The sequence below is a fragment of the Nostoc cycadae WK-1 genome (assembly GCF_002897135.1).
GTDB lineage: Bacteria > Cyanobacteriota > Cyanobacteriia > Cyanobacteriales > Nostocaceae > Nostoc_B.
Window position 1 is genome coordinate 42,504 of record NZ_DF978445.1, and the last position, 19,287, is coordinate 61,790.

Genomic DNA, 19,287 nt, shown 5'->3' on the forward strand with positions numbered 1-19,287 from the left:
ATATCTTGAGAGAGGCTAGTGTAGCTTATCTAGCCGTAGCGATCGCCATAATTTTGATATATTTCGGTGGTGATGGGGAGAATAGTTTAAATTTCTTATCTCCCTACTTCCCCATCGGTTCAGATCATCAATACCTCTAATGACAACCTACTAGCAAAGTATGGTGACGTACAGAGTGTACGCGATCGTGAATAGCTGGGTTAGTAGTAAAGTAAACAGTCCACAGTGTCAAAGCACACAAAGAAACATAAAGAGTAGCTTGTACAGGTGTGGATAAAGTCACACTTGCGGTTTTTTTTAAAACTGAAGGATGAGTTTGAGTAGTCATCAAATACCTCGGATGAGTATAGAAAATTTAACGCATCGGTAAGGATTATAGCTAAGAGTAGCTTTAACCGCTTTACAGTTTTCATCTGTGAGGTTGGAACTAAAGTTTATTCACAATCTCTAATGACAGTTATTTATGTAAAACCGATTATTAAGCAGATAACACAAGTTATTATATTTTACCACCGTGCAATTCTATATCTTTATGTTTTTTGGTAGACCATAAAAATTTTGAGATACTCATTAGTTTTATTTAGTTAGTTTGTATCCTCGACCAGCTTCATGGCGTGACCTTTAATAGAGAATTATTTTACTTAGTTTGATAGATGAATAAAACAACTTTTTGCTATCTTTCGCCAAAAATGGCAAAAAAGATGCAATATGTTAGAAAAAACTTATATTTATGATTAACATCATCTTGACCGAGAACAACTAATAGGATAGGCTTGGCAATCAGAGATGTTCTATCAGGAAATATATGAACAAGAAATTAGTACTTAATTTGCTTTCTAGTTCGGCAATTTTTACTTCTCTGATGTCTACATTGGCAGCAATCAATCCAGCCCATGCCTCTGTTAACCTCACCCAAAGATTAATACACACAGACGACGGTCGTACCTGTATCACCAATCCCCACGGACTAAAAGATTTTGTCTGTATTCGAGATTCTGAAAGAGATCCCAAGGCTGCTCCTGCTCCTAAATCTATGGTGGTTTCATCCAGACCATCTGATAACAACGTTGCAGAACTGAATTTTACAGACGAAGAAAGTGATGCGGCAATTAGAATCTTTAAGTGCGACTGTCCTTATTGCATCAATTCTTTAAGACAATTACGTGGTACAGGTAATTTAGTTTACTAATCTACATTACCGCCATGCAAGTGTTACCCAAAAAGCTGGCGAAGCTGATGAGAAAATGAATATCAGCGGAAAACTCAAATCTTCGTAAGCCTGTGGTTAAAAATTTTATTTAGATTTAGAAAATAATCAGGGTAATAGATTTTCTGAGTCTACCTTAGTAAAATCTAACTTCTCAATTATCAAAAGCTTTTGTAGCCATATACTATATAGCAATCTTATTTGATTGTAGAAATCGAGAGGCTCAGATCCCCGACTTTTTTAAAAAGTCGGGGATCTTGTAGTTAAAGTCAAAACATCGGAGAAATTGCTTTGCTTAAATTACTTTGTACTTGGGTAAGAAATCAAAAAAATTAGTAGGTTGTATTGATAAATCTTTCGCACAGGGGAAGCAATGCCGCAGGTTGCCATTTAACATGGTGGGTTGATCTGAGCCGCTGTCCTTGTAAAGTAGACTCACAATATTGATGATATCTATCCACCTCCTGCTTTTTCTTGCGATAATTCCCAAGGGGCATGTTCTGGTTTGTTAAAGGGGGATAGATGACGATCAAACGATTGGTTTTAATAATTTCGACTGTGATAGCGGTTGGATTGGCAACTTTATCTCTAGTCAGTAGTTGGCAAAAACCCCAGTTCCAAAGTCGTCTGGAACTTTATCAAACAAATATTGCACTGCAAGCCCAAGCTTGGCAACCAGAAGATGGTGATAATCTTCAGGTGATTCGCCAAGCTATACTCGAAGACCAGCCTCTAGAAAATGCTACAAAGCAATATCAAGAGGCACAAATATCTGTACAAGCTAATCTAGATAAAGTTGAAAAGCAACTTGCACAGCTAAGTTCTCAGCCAAAAATTACAACTCCAGCTAAACCCCTACCACAAGAAACGGTTGATACTAACGCCTCTCCTGAAGTAACGCGGCAACAATTACAGCAATCCCTTAAGCAACAGCAACAATTACTAGGGGAATTAGATTTGCGTCTGGGGATTTTACAAGTACAACAAGGACAACAAGACTTAGCCTTGAAAACTTGGGGTAAATTACAACAGCCTACACTCAATACTGAATTTCAAGATACAGCTACTGTCTTAAGTGGAATCTGGAGTAATCCCCCCCGGATTTTACCTAATGCTCAACAGTTGATTCAAAAAAATTTAGATGGTTGGTTTCGTAACACTGCATTGATTCAGCTATACCAACTCCAGCAACGTCAAGAATCTTTAGCAGCAGTTACAGCCGCACAGCAATCAGCAGCATCTCAAGCTGTATTTAAACTCACCCTCATCGGTACGATACCAGCTTTGGCAGCATTGATAGGGACAATCCTGCTAATTTTCTTATTGACGCAACGCTTGCTTAAAGGAAAAGAGGCGTTACTTGCACAAAATGGTGATTTAGTTTGGACAACACCTTGGGATGGGGAAACCATACTCCAAGTTTTTGTTGTGGGATTTTTCTTTATGGGACAGATATTTGTTCCCCTGTTGTTGTCTCTACTGCCGATTCCCCGCCCGATTGTGGGTGTGCGCCTACAAGCTGTATCTGTGTTAATTAGTTACCTGTTTGTGGCTGTGGGTGCGCTTTCAGTGATGTATTTTTCCATCAAACGGTTTTTCCCTCTACCAAGATTGTGGTTTAAATTACAGCTACGAGATAATTGGTGGGTGTGGGGATTAGGAGGTTATTGCACCGCTTTACCTATCGTTGTCGTGGTGTCATTGATTAATCAAAAACTCTGGCAAGGACAAGGCGGGAGTAATCCGTTATTGCAATTGGCACTAGAAAGCCAAGATGGGGTAGCACTAGGTATATTTTTCTCTACAGCTGCGATCGCCGCACCACTATTTGAAGAAATTTTATTTCGCGGCTTTTTGCTGCCCTCCCTAACTCGTTACTTACCAGTGTGGGGCGCAATTCTAGCTAGTAGTTTATTGTTTGCGATCGCTCATCTTAGCTTGTCAGAAGTTTTACCACTCACCGCCTTGGGGATCGTCTTGGGAGTAGTCTACACGCGATCGCGCAATCTCCTCGCTCCTATGCTACTCCACAGCCTTTGGAATAGTGGCACACTACTTAGTTTATTTTTGCTAGGCAGTAATTAATGAAACATGTGTTATACGGTTGCGGTAACAAAAAATATCTGATTTCATCTGCGTAGGTCATGATTTTTCGCTGGTCATGATTAAATTAAGTATTCAGTGAATTTTGACTCAAATTTAACAATATTGACGGCAACGGAAATATCATGATTACTGTTAAATAGATGACAAAATTTCTAGATAAACATTTAGTATTATCTAGATAGTTAAAGCTATTTTTCAGATGTTGATTGCCTATGTATTGTGTGTTACAGGCAATATTGAATAATAGTACTTAACAATAGGAGTTACGAACGACAACTAAATAAAGTATTCAGTGTAACTTCAATTTACTGAAACCAAGATGGCATAACTTTCTAGTTAATAGATATATGTCATCTGTAGCTAATTAGACATTTCTCGCTAAATTGGAATCTCATCATCGTAGCCACATCAAAAAAGTCCGGAAATAACATTAATGGGCTTGTAGAAAATGGTATGATACCGCCGTTTTTTGCTGTTCTTGAGTCTTGATACTCATCCAGAGAAATCATACTTACAAATCTGCAAAACTGCTGTATTTGGTGTCATAATCCTAATTAAATATATACATCAAATAGCTTTCTAGTTCTCGGCTACAAAGTACTTGCTTTGATTACTCATATTCTTTAGTGTTTCTTTTAAAGTGTTGAAATCTTTCTTTGGACAGAAGTTAGGCGTATACTAACAAAATCCCAGTTCCCATAAACATTTTTTCCTAGCTTACTATTTATGCAAAACTGAGAAAAACTAGGTTTTTTCTTAGTTATTTCACAATATCTTTGTTGAGCTTAAAGAACCTTAATTGCAAAATATCACTGAATATTACTGGTTCTTAATCAAAAGAAAAATTTAATTTTTTACCTAATCTTTGAGGAGTCACAATACTATGGCAAATCTCAACCCTACTAGTAATCCTAATAAGCAACTTCTGGCTGGTTACTGTGGGATTCTTTTTGGCGGGTTTGGCGTTCATAAATTTATTTTAGGATACGCCGCAGAAGGCTTCATGATGTTAGCTATATCTATAGTTGCAGGCACATTCACTTATGGAATTGCCTTGATAGTTATGCAACTGGTAGGACTGATTGAAGGCATGATTTATTTAAACAAGTCCTCGGAAGAATTCGTAGATACTTACTTTGTGAATAAGCAGGGCTGGTTCTAAAATTTCTACTGCACAAGCTAATTCGCTCTTGTGTTCCTTTAGCCAAAAGAGAAAACTAAATGTTTAGTTAGCTAAAGTAACCAAGAGTCATATATTTACTAAATAATTACTAATTCATAATTCGTAATTTTGAGAGAATAAATACCCACTAATTGTAATTACGAATTATGAATGATCTTGTTATTAGTGTAAATACGTATGTATAAAGTAATTATTTTCCGACTATCTCACTTATTACAAATAGGCGAACTATATATTAATTTTAGCAAATCTCTTTTATGTCAATTGCTTCTACAGTAAATATTTATTCTAGGTTGATTGATATTTTTACTGCAAATGCCCACCCTACGTACTTTATGAAATGGCTATTTAGTCTACCCTTTTGAGAAAACAGTCTGATTTTAATGCCATGCCAACTATCAAACGTAAACATCTCATCTGGTTTTGCTTACTGCTATTAAGCTGTGGATATTTTAGTGCTATGTCTAATTTAGAAATTAATTCTTATTTAAAGAGTGTAGTTTTCATGCTGCCATTGCAGTTTGCAGCTATTTTTTATGTGACTTATCTACGCTGGAACCGCAGTTGAGGCCAAAGCCAAAAGACAAATAAAGAAAATTAATGTTATTTACATTCAGTCATAGTTCCAGATTTCGCCTACCCTCGAATTAGAGACGCTTTTAGTCAGGCGTGAAATGTTCGTAGCGAATCCAAAAACTTGCCATGCAACTTGTGCCAAAAACGAACCTTGACCCAGAACTAGCCCTAACATCCGAAAAAATTATTCTGGATGTGGGAGGAATGAAGTGTGCTGGGTGTGTAAGTGCTGTAGAACGTCAGCTAACCCAATATCCAGGGGTCAAGACTGCCTGCGTGAATTTGGCGACAGAAGTAGCAGTCGTAGAGTCAGAAGTTGGGGTGGTAAATCCAGATGCACTAGCACAGCGATTAACCACCGCTGGATTCCCAACTCAACCCCGCAAATCTAGTAACCAAATTGCTTTAAACGATTCAGCAAAAAGACAGCACCAAGAAATGCGTGCTGCATTCCGACAATTGGCGATCGCTGCTATATTACTGGTGTTGTCAGGAATTGGGCATTTCAGCAGCATCATTGGCGTAACTTTGCCCATATTAGACAACATTTGGTTTCACTGTGGATTGGCAACAGTTGCCTTGTTATTTCCTGGCCGTCCCATCATCGTCGATGGTTGGATAGGCTGGCGGCGCAACAGTCCCAATATGAACACCTTAGTGGGTTTGGGAACACTCACCGCTTACACTGCCAGTTTAGTAGCCCTGTTATTCCCGCAAATGGGTTGGGAGTGCTTCTTTGATGAACCAGTGATGATGTTAGGCTTTATCTTATTGGGTAGAACATTAGAACGACAAGCCAGAGGTAAAGCTGCTGCTGCTTTTAGACAATTACTCGCCCTCCAACCACAGGTAGCAAGGTTAATTCCCAACCCAGACCCAGAAAAATGGGGAGTCGGTGCTAACAGTCTCGAAATTCCCGCAGAACAAGTACGGGTTGGTGAGTGGTTACAAGTATTGCCTGGAGATAAAATTCCTGTAGATGGTGAAGTTCGCTTTGGGCAAACAACCATAGATGAATCGATGTTAACTGGTGAAGCCGTACCTGTAAGCAAGCAACCAGGGGATATAGTCACAGCCGGCACTATCAACCAATCAGGAGCGATCGCACTTCAGGCAACTCGTACAGGCAACGATACCACCTTGGCGCAAATTGTCGCCTTAGTCGAAGCAGCCCAAACCCGCAAAGCACCCGTACAAAAATTAGCCGATAAAGTAGCGGGTTATTTCACCTACGGCGTGTTGACAGTCTCTGTATTAACCTTTGTATTTTGGTACTTTTACGGCACCTACCTCTGGCCTGATCTCACCTCCAGTGGCATGGAAATGATGAGTCACGCCGCCCACAACACACACTCAGCACTCAGTACTCAGTACTCAGTACTCAGTACTCAGCACTCAGTACTCAGCACTCAGCACTCAGCACTCTTAACCAGCTTAAAACTAGCGATCGCCGTTATGGTCGTCGCCTGTCCCTGTGCTTTAGGATTAGCCACACCCACAGCCATTCTCGTCGGTACTGGTGTAGGCGCAGAACAAGGTTTATTAATCAAAGGCGGTGATGTTTTAGAAAAAGTCCACAAACTAGATACCGTAGTCTTTGATAAAACTGGTACTCTCACTACAGGTAATCCTACTGTGACTGATTGCCTGGAAATTGCCTCCTCCCAACTCCCCATATCCTACTCCCTGATTCAACTCGCCGCCGCCGTTGAAAGTGGCACATACCACCCCTTAGCCAAAGCAATTCAGCAAGAAGTACAACGCCAACAGTTAACTGTTCCTAACGCGGCAGACTTCCATACCGAACCAGGATTAGGAGTGTCTGCGGTTGTAGAAAATACAACAGTACTTTTAGGCAATCAAGATTGGTTAAGTTGGCACGGAGTTGCTGTGAGTGAAACCGCCCAACAAGAAATTCAAAGACTAGCAACAGCAGATAAAACAGTTGTTTGCGTAGCCGTTGGCGGTGGTTTAGCGGGACTTATAGCTATTCAAGATACCCTCAGACCAGATGCCCAAACCACAGTAGACAAATTGCGTCAACTGGGTTTAAGAGTTATGCTACTGAGTGGCGATCGCCAAGAAGCCGCCCAGGCGATCGGTAAACAATTAGGATTAGATAGTGGTGATATCATCGCCGGAGTCCCCCCCAGTAAAAAAGCTGCCTTTATCCAAGAATTACAGACAAAATCTGCGGCTAAAGTAGCAATGGTTGGTGATGGCATTAATGATGCTCCCGCCTTATCCCAAGCAGATGTCGGCATTGCCTTACACTCAGGCACAGATGTGGCAATGGAAACCGCGGAAATTATCTTGATGCGCGATCGCTTAAGTGACGTTGTAGAATCAATTGGCCTGAGTCGTGCCACATTCAACAAAATCCGCCAGAATTTATTTTGGGCTTTTGCATACAATACCTTGGGCATTCCTCTAGCTGCTGGTGTTTTGTTACCCACTATGGGGTTTGTCCTCAGTCCATCCAACGCCGCTGCACTTATGGCCTTTAGCTCAGTTAGTGTTGTGACTAACTCTATATTCTTACGAAGACTAGCTCACCGTTGATCAAGACTGCTGTTGAATGTAAAACTGCAAACTAAATGTCGGTTTTTACCAACTCAGGTTAAACTAAATCGATAGTTAGATGTTATACATCTCAAAGAGTAGAACAGGAATGTTCTACTCTTCTCAGTCAGAATAGCTTTCAAGTTTGTCAGAGTTATTACCACAGACTGTAGTACGTAAGAATGGTAGGAAACAATAATAGACCAACACTAATCAATCAAAATTTCGCTGATAGTCATAACGATATATCAATGGCACCAGAAACTAATGAAAGCCATCTACTGATTCTTGAAGATGATCAGGGTCGCAAAGAATTTTCTCTAGAAAATTCCGTTTACTCTATTGGTAGAGACCGAGATTGCAACATCCGTTTAGTCTCTCAGTTTGTCTCTCGCCGTCATGCTACCTTAGTACGATTGCCAAGAGGGCAAAACACTCATAGCTATTACTATCGGATTGTCGATGGTGATGCTAAAGGTAAACCCAGTGCCAATGGATTGATGATTAACGGCCGCAAAATCCCGGCTCACGATTTAAAAAATGAAGACGAAATCGTTTTTGGCCCCCAGGTACGTGCCATCTATTATCTCTTGAGAAATACTCAGCGCTCAGGACAAACAGATTCCAGCGAATATGATATTACCCTCATCAACCCCGGTATGACCGACGACCCAGAAGACATGGAAGATTAAAAACTAGCTAATTTTCAGATAGATGTTGACTATTAGCTGACTCGTTTTCCAATACCCAAATTTGTCAGAGATAGCTTTACCCAAAGCCAGCCTAGTCAGCGATGTCAACCGGCAAGACTTTCAATTAAATGCCAATGGCGACTGTGTTCAATCTCTTGCTTGACAAATTCAAACATTTGTCGGCAGTGATTATCCAGTTGGAGTGGCAATTCCTCATTTTTAATAACGATATTCATCCGGGATTCTGTTTCCGTAGCGCTTGATCTGTCAATGAATACTTCAACCTTGACCAATTTGGAGAACGAAACATTACCCGGAATCTCACGAGCCAGAATGTAATCAGCGTTGTAATACTGAATTTCCAAATCACAGCCTTGGAGAAGATCTAAAAGTAACGGCTGAAGATGGTCAATAGAAAGAGAAATCGTAAATGAACAGGTATAGCGAGCCATAATAGCCCCAAGTATTGCAACACTCCGTCCATCGTATAATACCGAAGCCATCAAACGGTAATTCGTTACAGATTGATTACATAAAGGTACTGGGAAATAAGCTAAAACTAAGTGCTTTTCATCAATATCCCAGAGAAACACAAGTTGAAAAATTGATAAAAAACTTTAAAATAAGGCTTTGGTGGAAGTGGATTATGAAGGTAGCAATTACTGGCGCAACAGGATTAGTCGGTAGTCGTTTGGTAGAACGACTCTACAAAGAAGGTCATCAAGTATTGGTGTTAACGCGTAACTCTGGCTTTGCTCAAAAGGTTTTTCCCCCCACAAATTTCCCAAGTGTTGAGATTGTTACTTATACTCCAACTACATCGGGTGCTTGGCAAGATGCAATTGCCGGTTGCGAAGCTATAGTTAATCTCGCTGGTGAACCTATTGGTGAGGGACGCTGGACAACAGAACGCAAGCAAGAAATCCTCAACAGTCGTCAGCTAGGTACTCAGAAAATAGTTGAAGCCATAACTAAAGCTAACCCTAAACCTAAAGTATTAGTTAATACTTCAGCTATTGGTTACTACGGTACAAGTGAAACCGCGACCTTTGATGAAACCAGTGTCTCTGGCAATGATTTTCTGGCTCAAGTCTGTCAAGCTTGGGAAGCAGAAGCCTCAAAAGTGAAAGAAGCTGGGGTGCGACTCGTAATTTTGCGGTTTGGCATTGTTCTCGGCAATGGTGGTGCCTTAGCCAAAATGATTCCACCTTTTCAACTCTTTGCTGGGGGGCCAATTGGCAGTGGCCGCCAATGGTTTTCTTGGATTCATCTTGACGATTTAGTTAACTTAATTTTGCAAGCTTTAAATCAGTCAAATATGCAAGGGGTGTATAACGCCACTGCTCCAAATCCAGTCAGAATGAATGATCTTAGCCAAACTCTAGGCCAAGTATTGCATCGTCCTTCTTGGCTACCTGTTCCAGCTTTTGCCATTGAAGCCCTGCTGGGAGATGGCGCAATTGTGGTGTTAGAAGGTCAACAAGTTTTGCCGAAACGTACTTTAGAATCCGGTTTTGCTTATCAATATCCGAATTTACAACCAGCTTTGAATCAGATTTTAAGATAAAAGTCAATGGTTAATAGTAGCAAAATTGAACTATTGACCATTGACGAATAATTAATCAGCCTGAAATTTGCGAGATATCCAACTGATAATTCCGCTGAGAATTGCACCTCCCATCAAAATGCCAATTGCTGGGTTAAATACTGGCTGCCAAAGCTGATGCCATAAATCAAGACCCAAATTTATCCCCGCAGCATCACCAAAAACCGCGATCGCAAACCAACCAAAGCCAAATAAAACTAAGAATACATCGGCTACCAAAATCAAGTTCAGCCAATTTAACAATTTATCTTTCATATCAGAATTAGAGAATAGAGACTAGGACTAGGAATTAGAGAATAGAGACTAGGAACATAAGAATCAAGAACTAGAAATTAGCTATTAGATATTGACGATCATAGGAATCTTACTCTAACCTCTAGCCCCTCACCGCTATTCTTCAAATAACCACTTCTTGACTTTTAGTAAACTATCCCAGTCTGGTTTTCTATTCAGACCGTCTTCAATACTATTTTTGATTTCATCGCGCCATTCTGGGTTCACCAAGAATAACTGTTGTACAGCATCAATATGTTGACGCAAGCCTTTTTGACCAGTTTCTAGCATTGCTAAAGCTAGATTAACTCTGGCTTGAGGGTCTTGTGGGCTTAACTTGACTGCTTTTTGTGCGGCTTTATAAGCTGAGTTGCCTTTGTTATCTAACAGATACAACCATGCTAAACAAATCCAAGCTGCACTAGTTTTAGGAGCGCGATCGCATACCTCCTTAAACACAGGGATCAAAGAATCCACTGCTTCGCCAGCTTTATAGCGTTCCAAACCCGTATCAAACAGGGATTCAACAGTGTTAGTCATTAGTCATTAGTCATTAGTCAATGGTCAATGGTCAATGGTCATGAGTAAATACAAAGGACAATTGACAATTGACAATCTTACTACACACCAAATGACTTACCACAACCACAGGTTTGGTTAGCGTTGGGATTGGTGAACTGAAAACCACCGCCAATCATCGCATCACTATAATCAAGCATTAAGCCATAGAGGTAAAGCAAGCTTTTGCGATCGCAGATAATTTGGAAGCCATCATAGTCAAAAACTTCATCCTGCGGGGTGATCTTGCTTGTATCCTCAAAGTCCATCATATAAGACATCCCGGAGCATCCACCTTGTCTCACGCCTACCCGCAGGCACAAATCTTGACCTTGCTTTTCTTGCAGGAGTTTGACTTGGCGCAAGGCTGTTTCGCTTAACAAAATGCCGCGTTGTTGAGGCTGCGTTGCTTGTGTCATCTTTTGTTAACTCCTTATAACTAGTAACCTGATAGAAGCTGATGATTGCTGCTGGGTTAATGGGTAATTTTTGTATATATTCTAGCGACATTGAGGCCAGAAATTGCCAATTGTAAACACTCCGTCAAAAGCAGCCAAAGCTTTTTATTCTAGAATTGAGAGACTCGGTATATTTATAGATTCGGTATTTTCAGAATTTCAGCCTTGTGGCAGCCTGAGTCGCAGTCCCTCTTCAGGTGCAACCCGGAAAGTCTCCTCCCAGGCCAGCCATCCCCAACCATTGATATGCAAATTGCTTCCTTTGATTAACTGACTCTATGACAAGTTTTAATCGCTCTACCAGTCGTCGGTTGAATAAATTACCTCAAATTCCTTCTGTATGGGAGGGCGATCGCCGTCCATTATCATCACCCATCCCACATCCTGATTCATCCGCCAATGGTGATTGCATTCTTTGGGTTGATGGCTCACAAGGTGTTGTCCGTGGTATGGACGTAGTACCTCCTGAAACAGGACCGGAAGCAATTGTTCGCACCCTTATGCGGGCAATGGAACATCCCCACAGCCCTGCTAAACCTGCTAGACCTCACAAAATTGTGGTCAGAGACCGAGAAATTCAATTTTACCTGCGCGGCGTGTTACAAGATTTGGATATTGCCATTGACTACGCCCCAGAATTACCGTTAATTGATGAATTATTTCGTGGTTTTGCGGAAGTTGTTGATAGCCAAATCCCAGATTTACCACCACAGTATGCCGAAGCTTTGCAAGAAAAAGCATTTGCCCTTTGGCAAGCAGCTCCTTGGGAATTTTTGGAAGAGCAACAAATCTTATCTATAGAAATTAATAAATGGGATGTCGGGACGCTTTACGCCTCAGTTATGGGTATGTTGGGGATGGAGTATGGCATTTTGTTTTATCGTTCGGAAGAATCACTCCAACGATTTCGTGCCGCCGTTTTACAAAGTGAGGAGTCGCAAGGACGTTTAGAAGAAGCTTTTCTCAAGCAAGATTGTCTGTTTCTCACTTTTGAAAGTTTAGATGCTGATGACGAAGATGAGGATGAAATTGACAATTTAGCAGAGATGCCTTTAGCTGAAATTGCCCCAACATTCGGCAATATTCACCCCTTAGAAGGGCTGCGGTCTGTTTTATATGATGAAGAGGCACTAGTCGTTTACGTTGCCTTAGAAAGCCTGTGTCGCTTCATTCGTGATCACCGTCGGCAGTTACGTGATGAAACTTTCCCTGAACTCAGCCATCGCTATCGGATTTCTCTACCAGAATCAGATACTGGCACGAAATCAGTATCTGTGACGGTGGCTTCAATGCCACAGTTGGCATCTGAGTTAGAGGAAATGGCAGGGTTTGGTGTGTCGGAGTCGGAAATGGAAACACCAGATTTACCAATATTCCGGTCTTTACGCGATGACTTAATTCCCGAAGATTCTTTTCTGAGTTTGGGTGTGGTTTCGTGGGAGATGCTGGAGTATCTGCGTAAAGGGGTGACTTATCATCCCGCCGGCGAAATTAAGCAGGTAGGCGATGGATTACCAGTAATTTTGATTCAAACTTCTCGCCCCAAAGCTAAAACTGTAATTGAAAATATAGAGGCAGCAGGTGGACTACAAGCCATTTGCTTTAATCCTGGAGCAGATCCTTTTGATGGCGATCGCTACGATTTGGGTTTGTTACAAACTCAAAATGGTGAATTGTTTCTCTTCGGTGAATTTTTAGATGATGATCCCATCCATGTCGAAGCTCGTAAAAAATGGAATCAGCGGTGTAAAAATACCAAAGGTTATTGCGGTTTAATCATAGCCAAAGGGCTAACAGGGTCGGCTCGTGGTAATCCTCAACTGCGTGATATGGTGGCTTTGTTTGAGGCGCGATCGCTTTCACCAAAAGATTTAGGTCTGGGAATGCTGCAACTTATGCCGCAGTTGTAATTCCCACAAATACTTGGCAATCACCATAACTAAATTGAGAATCTCCCCAAACCAGAGTTGTTGGATATTTCGCTGTGCTTAATTCACCTGAGTTCAACACTGCTCTTCTTGGTCTACTCTGGAGAAAAACCTCATCAAACCAGCTTTTTCAGCTTTTTTGTCTAGGACATATAAAAAAATCAGGATTTAGTTATCTGACAAGTGAAATAGGAGTATGTGCGATTCTTTTAACCAAGATTCGTGGTGATGTTCCCATATTTCCGATGCGATCGCTTTGTGCAGTTAATTACTTTATACAAAGTTCATGAAGCATAGATATTATTTGGCTTTTTAGTAATGTTTTTACTACATTATGCTATTCGCCGCAGAGATATTTTTCTTTCAAAGTAATTATGAAATCAAATAAGCTTTGATCTTTATCCTAAAAATTTAGGAATATTCTTTTTCTTGATAATCATTAGCATCATATTTCAAGGAAATTACTTAAATCTTTATTTGCTATTAATTTTCTTTGTATTTTCTTTATAAAGTTGAGAAAATATGGCAATTAAGTATTAAATGAAGATTATTTAAAGCCTAAAAATCATGGTTATAATAGCCTTAACACTAAAAATCAAGCAGATATTACCTTATATGGTAAGTGCTTACTAAATAATTTTATGATGGAAAATTTCCAGGAGGGCAAATTTTAATTTGCTTTGATTTTTAGATATACAAATTTAGAGATATTCCTAAATTTGTATTGAAATCTGGCTAAATATTTAGGATAGAAAGCAGATGTTTATTTTAATTGATAAACTTCTGAAACAAAGATGGTGATGTGTGCAGACAACACAAATATCTTTAAACATTTACGAAAATCTTTGCGGAGATTCGTAAACACGCCAAACATCACTGTATTACTACTTTTAGTAGTTACTAATAAAATCTCAAATTTAACCGACTGAGATAAAGGAGCCGACTCATGATGACTTAAACACTAAATATGAATTTGTGGATATCTACACCCAATGAGTACCAAAAAACAGTTGATAGATCAAAGTAAATACTTTTTCACATAAGAGCGATCGCTTATAGGTGCGTATTATTGGGTAATTACCAGCCAAATATACACACCTGATAATCAGTAGACCTATTAAGGTCTCAAGTTATTCAAAAAATTGTCTCTTAAGAAGTGTACGCTGATCTTAATAAAGCAGAGAAGTTGAAATACTTTATGTGAATAAAAATCTTGGTAATCTCGATTGAGTGAAACTTAGGTGTCTCAAATTAATTTAGAGAATTCAATTGTCTGGTTTTCTTGAAAACATCACTAGTGCAATTGTTACAAGACATGAATGTACACTAAGGACTTTTCCTGCCACAATAGTAATCCCGTTATGATTATCTTCTGGGAAAATGATGAATAATTTGACAAAATGACGATTTTTTGTGTCTATAGCATTTCTTGTTTCTTGACACAAACTCTGATAATCTTATTCCTCCTTGTCTGGAGTCTTTTGTTGTTTTGATGGTGTTAATATACAGCAGATAGCATGATAATGACTAATAAAAAATGGGCCGTTAAACGTATCACTGTGAATTTAGCAACACAGGAAGCAGAGAAACTAGAAAAATATTGTCAGCAAACAGGTAGACCTGCGACAGATGTAATTCGAGAACTTATTCGCGGATTACCAACATCTGATGACAACAAAGAAGCAAAATAGATAGGGAAAATCAGGAATTTTTTCCACAGCGTCGTAGATTGTCGCTGGGATACCTAAAAAATCTCTATCATACTTTTTTCAGTCCACCTTTACTAAAGTTTGTGTAGCTCAACACAAGCATTTTGAAGGCAGTAAATTTAGTGATCAGGAATCAAATAAAGTAATAAATGCAATTTTATTACTAGTGGGTTAAAACCCATCGTGCATCTACATATTGGTGGACTCCTGATAAATCTCTGACAATTAACTTCTAACTCAGCGAGTGTAAAACCTCGCAAATAGGCTTGATATTAATAGCAAATTCCGACACCAACCCAGTTACAATTTGTAAAGAAACTGAAGAGGTAGGACGGAATGCGCGTTGCAATCGTAGGTGCGGGATTGGCTGGGCTAGCAACCGCTGTAGATTTAGCTGATGCTGGCTGTGAAGTCCAGATTTTTGAGTCCCGTCCGTTTGTTGGTGGTAAAGTCGGCAGTTGGGTGGATAATGATGGCAACCATGTAGAAATGGGGTTGCACGTCTTTTTCGGCTGCTACTACCAATTATTTGACTTAATGGAAAAAGTAGGGGCGTTGTCACATTTACGCCTGAAAGAACACTCCCATACCTTTATTAATAAAGGGGGACGCACTGGTGCTTTAGATTTTCGCTTTTTCACAGGTGCGCCTTTTAATGGATTGAAAGCATTTTTTACTACTTCCCAACTATCATTACAAGATAAATTGCAAAATGCGATCGCCCTTGGAACTAGTCCCATAGTTCGAGGACTGGTAGACTTCGACGGAGCGATGAAAACCATCCGCAACCTAGATAAAATTAGCTTTGCCGATTGGTTTCGTCGTCATGGTGGTAGTGAAGGTAGCATCAAACGGATGTGGAATCCCATTGCTTATGCTTTGGGATTCATTGACTGCGAAAATATTTCTGCCCGTTGTATGTTGACTATCTTCCAGTTTTTCGCTGTGAGAAGCGAAGCTTCTGTATTGCGGATGCTGGAAGGTTCCCCTGATGGGTACTTACATAAACCTATTGTGGATTATTTAGCCGCAAGAGGCACTAAAATTTATACTCGCCGCCAAGTGCGAGAAATTCAATTCGCTGAGAATGATGGACAAACCCACGTTACTGGCATTGTAGTAGCTCAGGGCGATACTACAGAAACCATTACTGCTGATGCCTATGTCTGTGCTTGTGATATTCCCGGAATTCAGCGTATTTTGCCATCCGATTGGCGGAAATGGTCAGAATTTGACAATATTTATAAATTAGATGCAGTCCCCGTTGCCACAGTACAATTGCGGTTTGACGGTTGGGTGACAGAACTGCAAGATGCAGAGAAACGTAAACAACTTAACTATGCAGCAGGCATAGATAACTTACTCTACACTGCTGACGCAGACTTTTCTTGTTTTGCCGACTTGGCATTAACTAGTCCCAGCGATTACTATCGCCCAGGAGAAGGTTCGTTGCTGCAACTGGTATTAACACCAGGAGATCCGTTTATTAAAGAAAGTAACGAAGCGATCGCCCAGCATGTCCTCAAGCAAGTCCATGAACTTTTCCCCTCATCGCGGGAACTCAACATGACTTGGTATGGTGTCGTCAAACTTGCCCAATCTCTCTATCGAGAAGCACCAGGGATGGACGCATATCGTCCTAACCAAAAAACTCCCATACCAAACTTCTTCCTAGCAGGTAGCTACACCCAGCAAGATTATATCGATAGTATGGAAGGAGCGACAATTTCGGGAAGACAGGCGGCAAAAGCGATTTTAGAGACGATCAAGCAGTAGCGAACCCTAGAGGAATTACATAGAATGTCAGATTGGCTAGAGCATAGCGTACAGGTAGAAGTAGAAGCTCCCATTGATTTAGTGTGGAGTCTGTGGTCTGATTTAGAGCAAATGCCTCGTTGGATGAAATGGATTGATTCGGTGAAAATCCCGCCTGATGATCCAGAAATATCTATTTGGAAACTCAACACTGGCGGTTTGGAATTTACTTGGAAATCTCAAATTCTTAAAGTTATTCCCAACCAAATTATCCAATGGAAATCAATTGATGGGTTGCCCAACCAAGGAGCAATTCGTTTTTACGATCGCCACAATAGTAGCATCGTCAAACTATCTGTGTCCTATGCCATCCCTGGCATCATTGGCAAAATTATGGATAACTTGTTTTTAGGAAGAGTTGTAGAATCAACTATTCAAGCTGATTTGGAAAGATTTAGACAATATGCTTTAAATGTTAAAGCTAACTGAATTGCCTACAACTTACTTTGTACAAAGGGAAGGCAGAAGCAGGATTTGTAAGCCTTTCCTCAAATATTTCATACAAGTGTATTATTAACAAGTTTAAATTAGGCAGCGTTAAAAACTGTTGGCGGTGGAAGTGGATCACTCACAGCTTAATAAGCAAGAATCAAAGATTCAAGTGCTTCAATGCCATTGGCAACAGCTGACTCGTAAGTATCCCCATGAGTCCGCCAACGTTGTCCGGGAAAATCAGGGAATCCTACTAAGAAGCAATCATCATATTCAGACCACGGAATTATCATTTGGTATTTGAGTTTACTCATCTGGAAGTTTAAAAAACTACCACGTTGGGTCACTAAATAAATGTATTCTCAACTCCTCATCAGTTGGCGGGACGGCGGAAATGCAAGCACGGATGACATCACCATCTTCCAGTTCTACAGTACAGGCGTGACATGAACCCATAAGGCAGCCAGTGGGAATCATCACTCCAGCACGTTCGGCTACATCTAAGAGTGCTTCTCCCACTTCGGCATTGATGGTGACATCATCTGGTAAAAATCGCACGCTAACACTCATGAAATTTTCGGCTAATTACGACAAAAAGGGTGTTAAGTCTAAATGGCGTTCTACTTCCGTAGCCAGTGAGTCTAAGATTTGCTCTCGCTGTTCTCGGTAGTTGGCTACACCTGTGGGTAAGGATTTCAAACCTCGCTGTTGACGCAGGCGATTTAACCAAGCTCGTCGCCAAGGGCCATTGTCAAACAATCCATGCAGATAAGTACCCCAAACTGATTGACAACTATCCACCAACCCTAGGTTAACATCATCGAATAACGCTTGAAACGCTTGACTATCTGGTGGTTGTTCGATGCGCGATCGCCCTTGGTGAATTTCAAACCCATTGACAGGTAAGCCCATCTGCGGGAAGTTTGAGCTAACTTGGCGCTGACGAGCAATTTTTTGTCCGGTAATGACAGTTCTAATGGGCAATAAATTTAAACCCTGGAATCTCCCTGCTTGTCCTTCTATACCTTCGGGGTCAGCAATAATTTGTCCTAACATTTGATAGCCGCCACAAATCCCTAAAACTGTACCACCAGAAGCAGCATAATTTTGAATTGCTTCTGCCATACCGCTTTTCTGCAATAAAATTAAGTCGGCAATGGTGGTTTTTGTCCCTGGAATAATTACCGCATCTGGGTGTCCTAAGTCTTGTTTTGGACTTAGATATCTCACAGAAACTGTCGGTTCTGATTCTAAGGGGTCAAAGTCGGTAAAGTTGGCAATTCTGGGTAAGCGGATGACAACTATATTGAGGTCAGCTTGAGTTTTATATGATTTTCGATCTAGTAAGTCAAGGGAGTCTTCAGCGGGAAATAGTTCTTGAAAGTAAGGTAAAACGCCAATTACAGGTTTTTTGGTGCGTTCTTCTAGCCATTTTATCCCTGAATCTAAGAGCGATCGCTGCCCACGGAATTTGTTAATTACAATACCTTTAATCAAATCCCGTTCATCTGGCTCAAGTAACTCTAAAGTTCCGACTACATGGGCAAAAGCACCACCACGGTCAATATCTACTACCAAAATTGTCGGTGCATTTAAATACTTTGCTATCCGCATATTTGTCAGGTCGCGGTGCTTGAGGTTAATTTCTGCTGGACTCCCTGCACCTTCGCAAACTAACATATCAAATTCGGTGGATAGATGTTGGAGAGATTCTTCTATCGCCCGCCAGCCTAGGTCAAAAAATTGCTCGTAGTAATCTGCGGCTTTGACTCGCCCTACAGATCTACCTTTGACAATTACCTGGGAGGTCATATCACCTTGGGGTTTGAGTAAGATGGGATTCATTTCTACCCAAGGAACCACTCCAGAAGCCCAAGCTTGTACCGCCTGTGCATAACCAATTTCGCCCCCATTAGCAGTGACATAAGCATTCAAAGCCATATTTTGACCTTTAAAGGGAGCCACTCGCCAACCACGCCGCGACAACAAACGGCAAATAGCAGTAGTTAACAGTGATTTCCCTGCGTGGGATGTTGTTCCCACTACCATAATTGCTTTCATACTTAATGTCGGTTTTTTATAAGAGGTGGAATAGGTTATGAACGGGTGATATCGCCATCCGTTCATCAATAGTTATACGCTAAGAAGCTAACAGAACTACAGGTAGGAAAAATATCCACAC

At 40.6% G+C, this 19,287-nt stretch carries 19 protein-coding genes; 11 read left to right on the forward strand and 8 right to left on the reverse strand.

Features of this window, described 5'->3' with window-relative positions; translation table 11 throughout:
• The first annotated feature begins 5 nt into the window (after positions 1 to 5).
• Entirely contained in the window at positions 6 to 140 is a 135-nt protein-coding gene (locus tag NCWK1_RS30470; protein WP_281259172.1) for a hypothetical protein, read from the forward strand.
• Here the strand turns inward: NCWK1_RS30470 and NCWK1_RS26180 are convergent.
• The gene (locus NCWK1_RS26180; RefSeq protein WP_096577704.1) at positions 137 to 328 is read right to left on the reverse strand and encodes a CbtB-domain containing protein; all 192 of its coding nucleotides are present in this window, start codon (positions 326 to 328) and stop codon (positions 137 to 139) included. The two genes, NCWK1_RS30470 and NCWK1_RS26180, sit on opposite strands and share 4 nt — an antisense overlap.
• 477 nt (positions 329 to 805) lie before the next feature.
• Here NCWK1_RS26180 and NCWK1_RS26185 point away from each other — a divergent pair, with 477 nt between their 5' ends.
• From NCWK1_RS26185 to NCWK1_RS26210, 5 genes are all read left to right on the forward strand, one after another.
• Positions 806 to 1,189 (forward strand): hypothetical protein, encoded by a 384-nt coding sequence (locus tag NCWK1_RS26185; protein ID WP_096577706.1) that lies wholly within the window; start codon positions 806 to 808, stop codon positions 1,187 to 1,189.
• Between the two features lie 540 nt (positions 1,190 to 1,729).
• Complete coding sequence (locus NCWK1_RS26190) at positions 1,730 to 3,292, forward strand: CPBP family intramembrane glutamic endopeptidase (protein WP_103126719.1); 1,563 nt, start codon at positions 1,730 to 1,732, stop codon at positions 3,290 to 3,292.
• A gap of 904 nt (positions 3,293 to 4,196) precedes the next feature.
• Positions 4,197 to 4,475 carry a TM2 domain-containing protein gene (locus NCWK1_RS26195; RefSeq protein ID WP_096577710.1) on the forward strand — a complete coding sequence of 93 codons (279 nt, stop codon included), beginning with the start codon at positions 4,197 to 4,199 and terminating at the stop codon, positions 4,473 to 4,475.
• 723 nt (positions 4,476 to 5,198) lie between these two features.
• Entirely contained in the window at positions 5,199 to 7,634 is a 2,436-nt protein-coding gene (locus NCWK1_RS26205) for a heavy metal translocating P-type ATPase (protein WP_103126720.1), read from the forward strand.
• 182 nt (positions 7,635 to 7,816) lie between these two features.
• Positions 7,817 to 8,326: an FHA domain-containing protein gene (locus NCWK1_RS26210; RefSeq protein WP_096577716.1), complete on the forward strand. Its 510-nt coding sequence runs from the start codon at positions 7,817 to 7,819 to the stop codon at positions 8,324 to 8,326.
• Between the two features lie 104 nt (positions 8,327 to 8,430).
• Here NCWK1_RS26210 and NCWK1_RS26215 read toward each other — a convergent pair whose 3' ends face one another.
• Positions 8,431 to 8,778, reverse strand: a complete 348-nt coding sequence (locus NCWK1_RS26215; RefSeq protein ID WP_103126744.1) for a hypothetical protein — start codon at positions 8,776 to 8,778, stop codon at positions 8,431 to 8,433.
• Between the two features lie 194 nt (positions 8,779 to 8,972).
• On the opposite strand from NCWK1_RS26215, the gene thyD reads away from it, so the two are divergent.
• Positions 8,973 to 9,893, forward strand: coding sequence for a thylakoid membrane protein ThyD (gene thyD / locus NCWK1_RS26220; protein WP_103126721.1), 921 nt, complete (start codon positions 8,973 to 8,975; stop codon positions 9,891 to 9,893).
• A 51-nt stretch (positions 9,894 to 9,944) separates the two neighbouring features.
• On the opposite strand, the gene NCWK1_RS26225 is transcribed toward thyD, so the two are convergent.
• The 3 genes from NCWK1_RS26225 to NCWK1_RS26235 all read right to left on the reverse strand — a co-directional run bounded on the left by NCWK1_RS26225 (position 9,945) and on the right by NCWK1_RS26235 (position 11,182).
• Positions 9,945 to 10,187 carry a hypothetical protein gene (locus NCWK1_RS26225; protein ID WP_103126722.1) on the reverse strand — a complete coding sequence of 81 codons (243 nt, stop codon included), beginning with the start codon at positions 10,185 to 10,187 and terminating at the stop codon, positions 9,945 to 9,947.
• Positions 10,188 to 10,322: 135 nt separating this feature from the next.
• Positions 10,323 to 10,745: a tetratricopeptide repeat protein gene (locus NCWK1_RS26230; protein WP_096577722.1), complete on the reverse strand. Its 423-nt coding sequence runs from the start codon at positions 10,743 to 10,745 to the stop codon at positions 10,323 to 10,325.
• A gap of 80 nt (positions 10,746 to 10,825) precedes the next feature.
• A complete protein-coding gene (locus NCWK1_RS26235) occupies positions 10,826 to 11,182 on the reverse strand; it encodes an iron-sulfur cluster assembly accessory protein (RefSeq protein ID WP_096577724.1) in 357 nt (118 codons plus the stop codon).
• A gap of 317 nt (positions 11,183 to 11,499) precedes the next feature.
• Between NCWK1_RS26235 and NCWK1_RS26240 the strand changes: the two genes are divergently transcribed.
• From NCWK1_RS26240 to NCWK1_RS26255, 4 genes are all read left to right on the forward strand, one after another.
• Positions 11,500 to 13,131 (forward strand): DUF6930 domain-containing protein, encoded by a 1,632-nt coding sequence (locus NCWK1_RS26240; RefSeq protein ID WP_103126723.1) that lies wholly within the window; start codon positions 11,500 to 11,502, stop codon positions 13,129 to 13,131.
• A 1,535-nt stretch (positions 13,132 to 14,666) separates the two neighbouring features.
• Positions 14,667 to 14,840 carry a ribbon-helix-helix domain-containing protein gene (locus tag NCWK1_RS26245; protein ID WP_015115823.1) on the forward strand — a complete coding sequence of 58 codons (174 nt, stop codon included), beginning with the start codon at positions 14,667 to 14,669 and terminating at the stop codon, positions 14,838 to 14,840.
• 354 nt (positions 14,841 to 15,194) lie between these two features.
• Positions 15,195 to 16,634, forward strand: coding sequence for a 9,9'-di-cis-zeta-carotene desaturase (zds, locus tag NCWK1_RS26250; RefSeq protein WP_103126724.1), 1,440 nt, complete (start codon positions 15,195 to 15,197; stop codon positions 16,632 to 16,634).
• A gap of 24 nt (positions 16,635 to 16,658) precedes the next feature.
• Entirely contained in the window at positions 16,659 to 17,102 is a 444-nt protein-coding gene (locus NCWK1_RS26255; protein ID WP_096577730.1) for an SRPBCC family protein, read from the forward strand.
• Between the two features lie 146 nt (positions 17,103 to 17,248).
• On the opposite strand, the gene NCWK1_RS26260 is transcribed toward NCWK1_RS26255, so the two are convergent.
• Genes NCWK1_RS26260 through cobQ form a run of 3 tightly spaced genes read right to left on the reverse strand, consistent with a single transcriptional unit; the run spans position 17,249 to position 19,166 of the window.
• Positions 17,249 to 17,419, reverse strand: a complete 171-nt coding sequence (locus NCWK1_RS26260) for a type II toxin-antitoxin system HicB family antitoxin (RefSeq protein ID WP_103126725.1) — start codon at positions 17,417 to 17,419, stop codon at positions 17,249 to 17,251.
• A 16-nt stretch (positions 17,420 to 17,435) separates the two neighbouring features.
• Positions 17,436 to 17,675, reverse strand: coding sequence for a 2Fe-2S iron-sulfur cluster-binding protein (locus tag NCWK1_RS26265; protein ID WP_096577734.1), 240 nt, complete (start codon positions 17,673 to 17,675; stop codon positions 17,436 to 17,438).
• Between the two features lie 15 nt (positions 17,676 to 17,690).
• Positions 17,691 to 19,166 (reverse strand): cobyric acid synthase CobQ, encoded by a 1,476-nt coding sequence (gene cobQ, locus NCWK1_RS26270; RefSeq protein ID WP_103126726.1) that lies wholly within the window; start codon positions 19,164 to 19,166, stop codon positions 17,691 to 17,693.
• Positions 19,167 to 19,287: the final 121 nt, after the last annotated feature.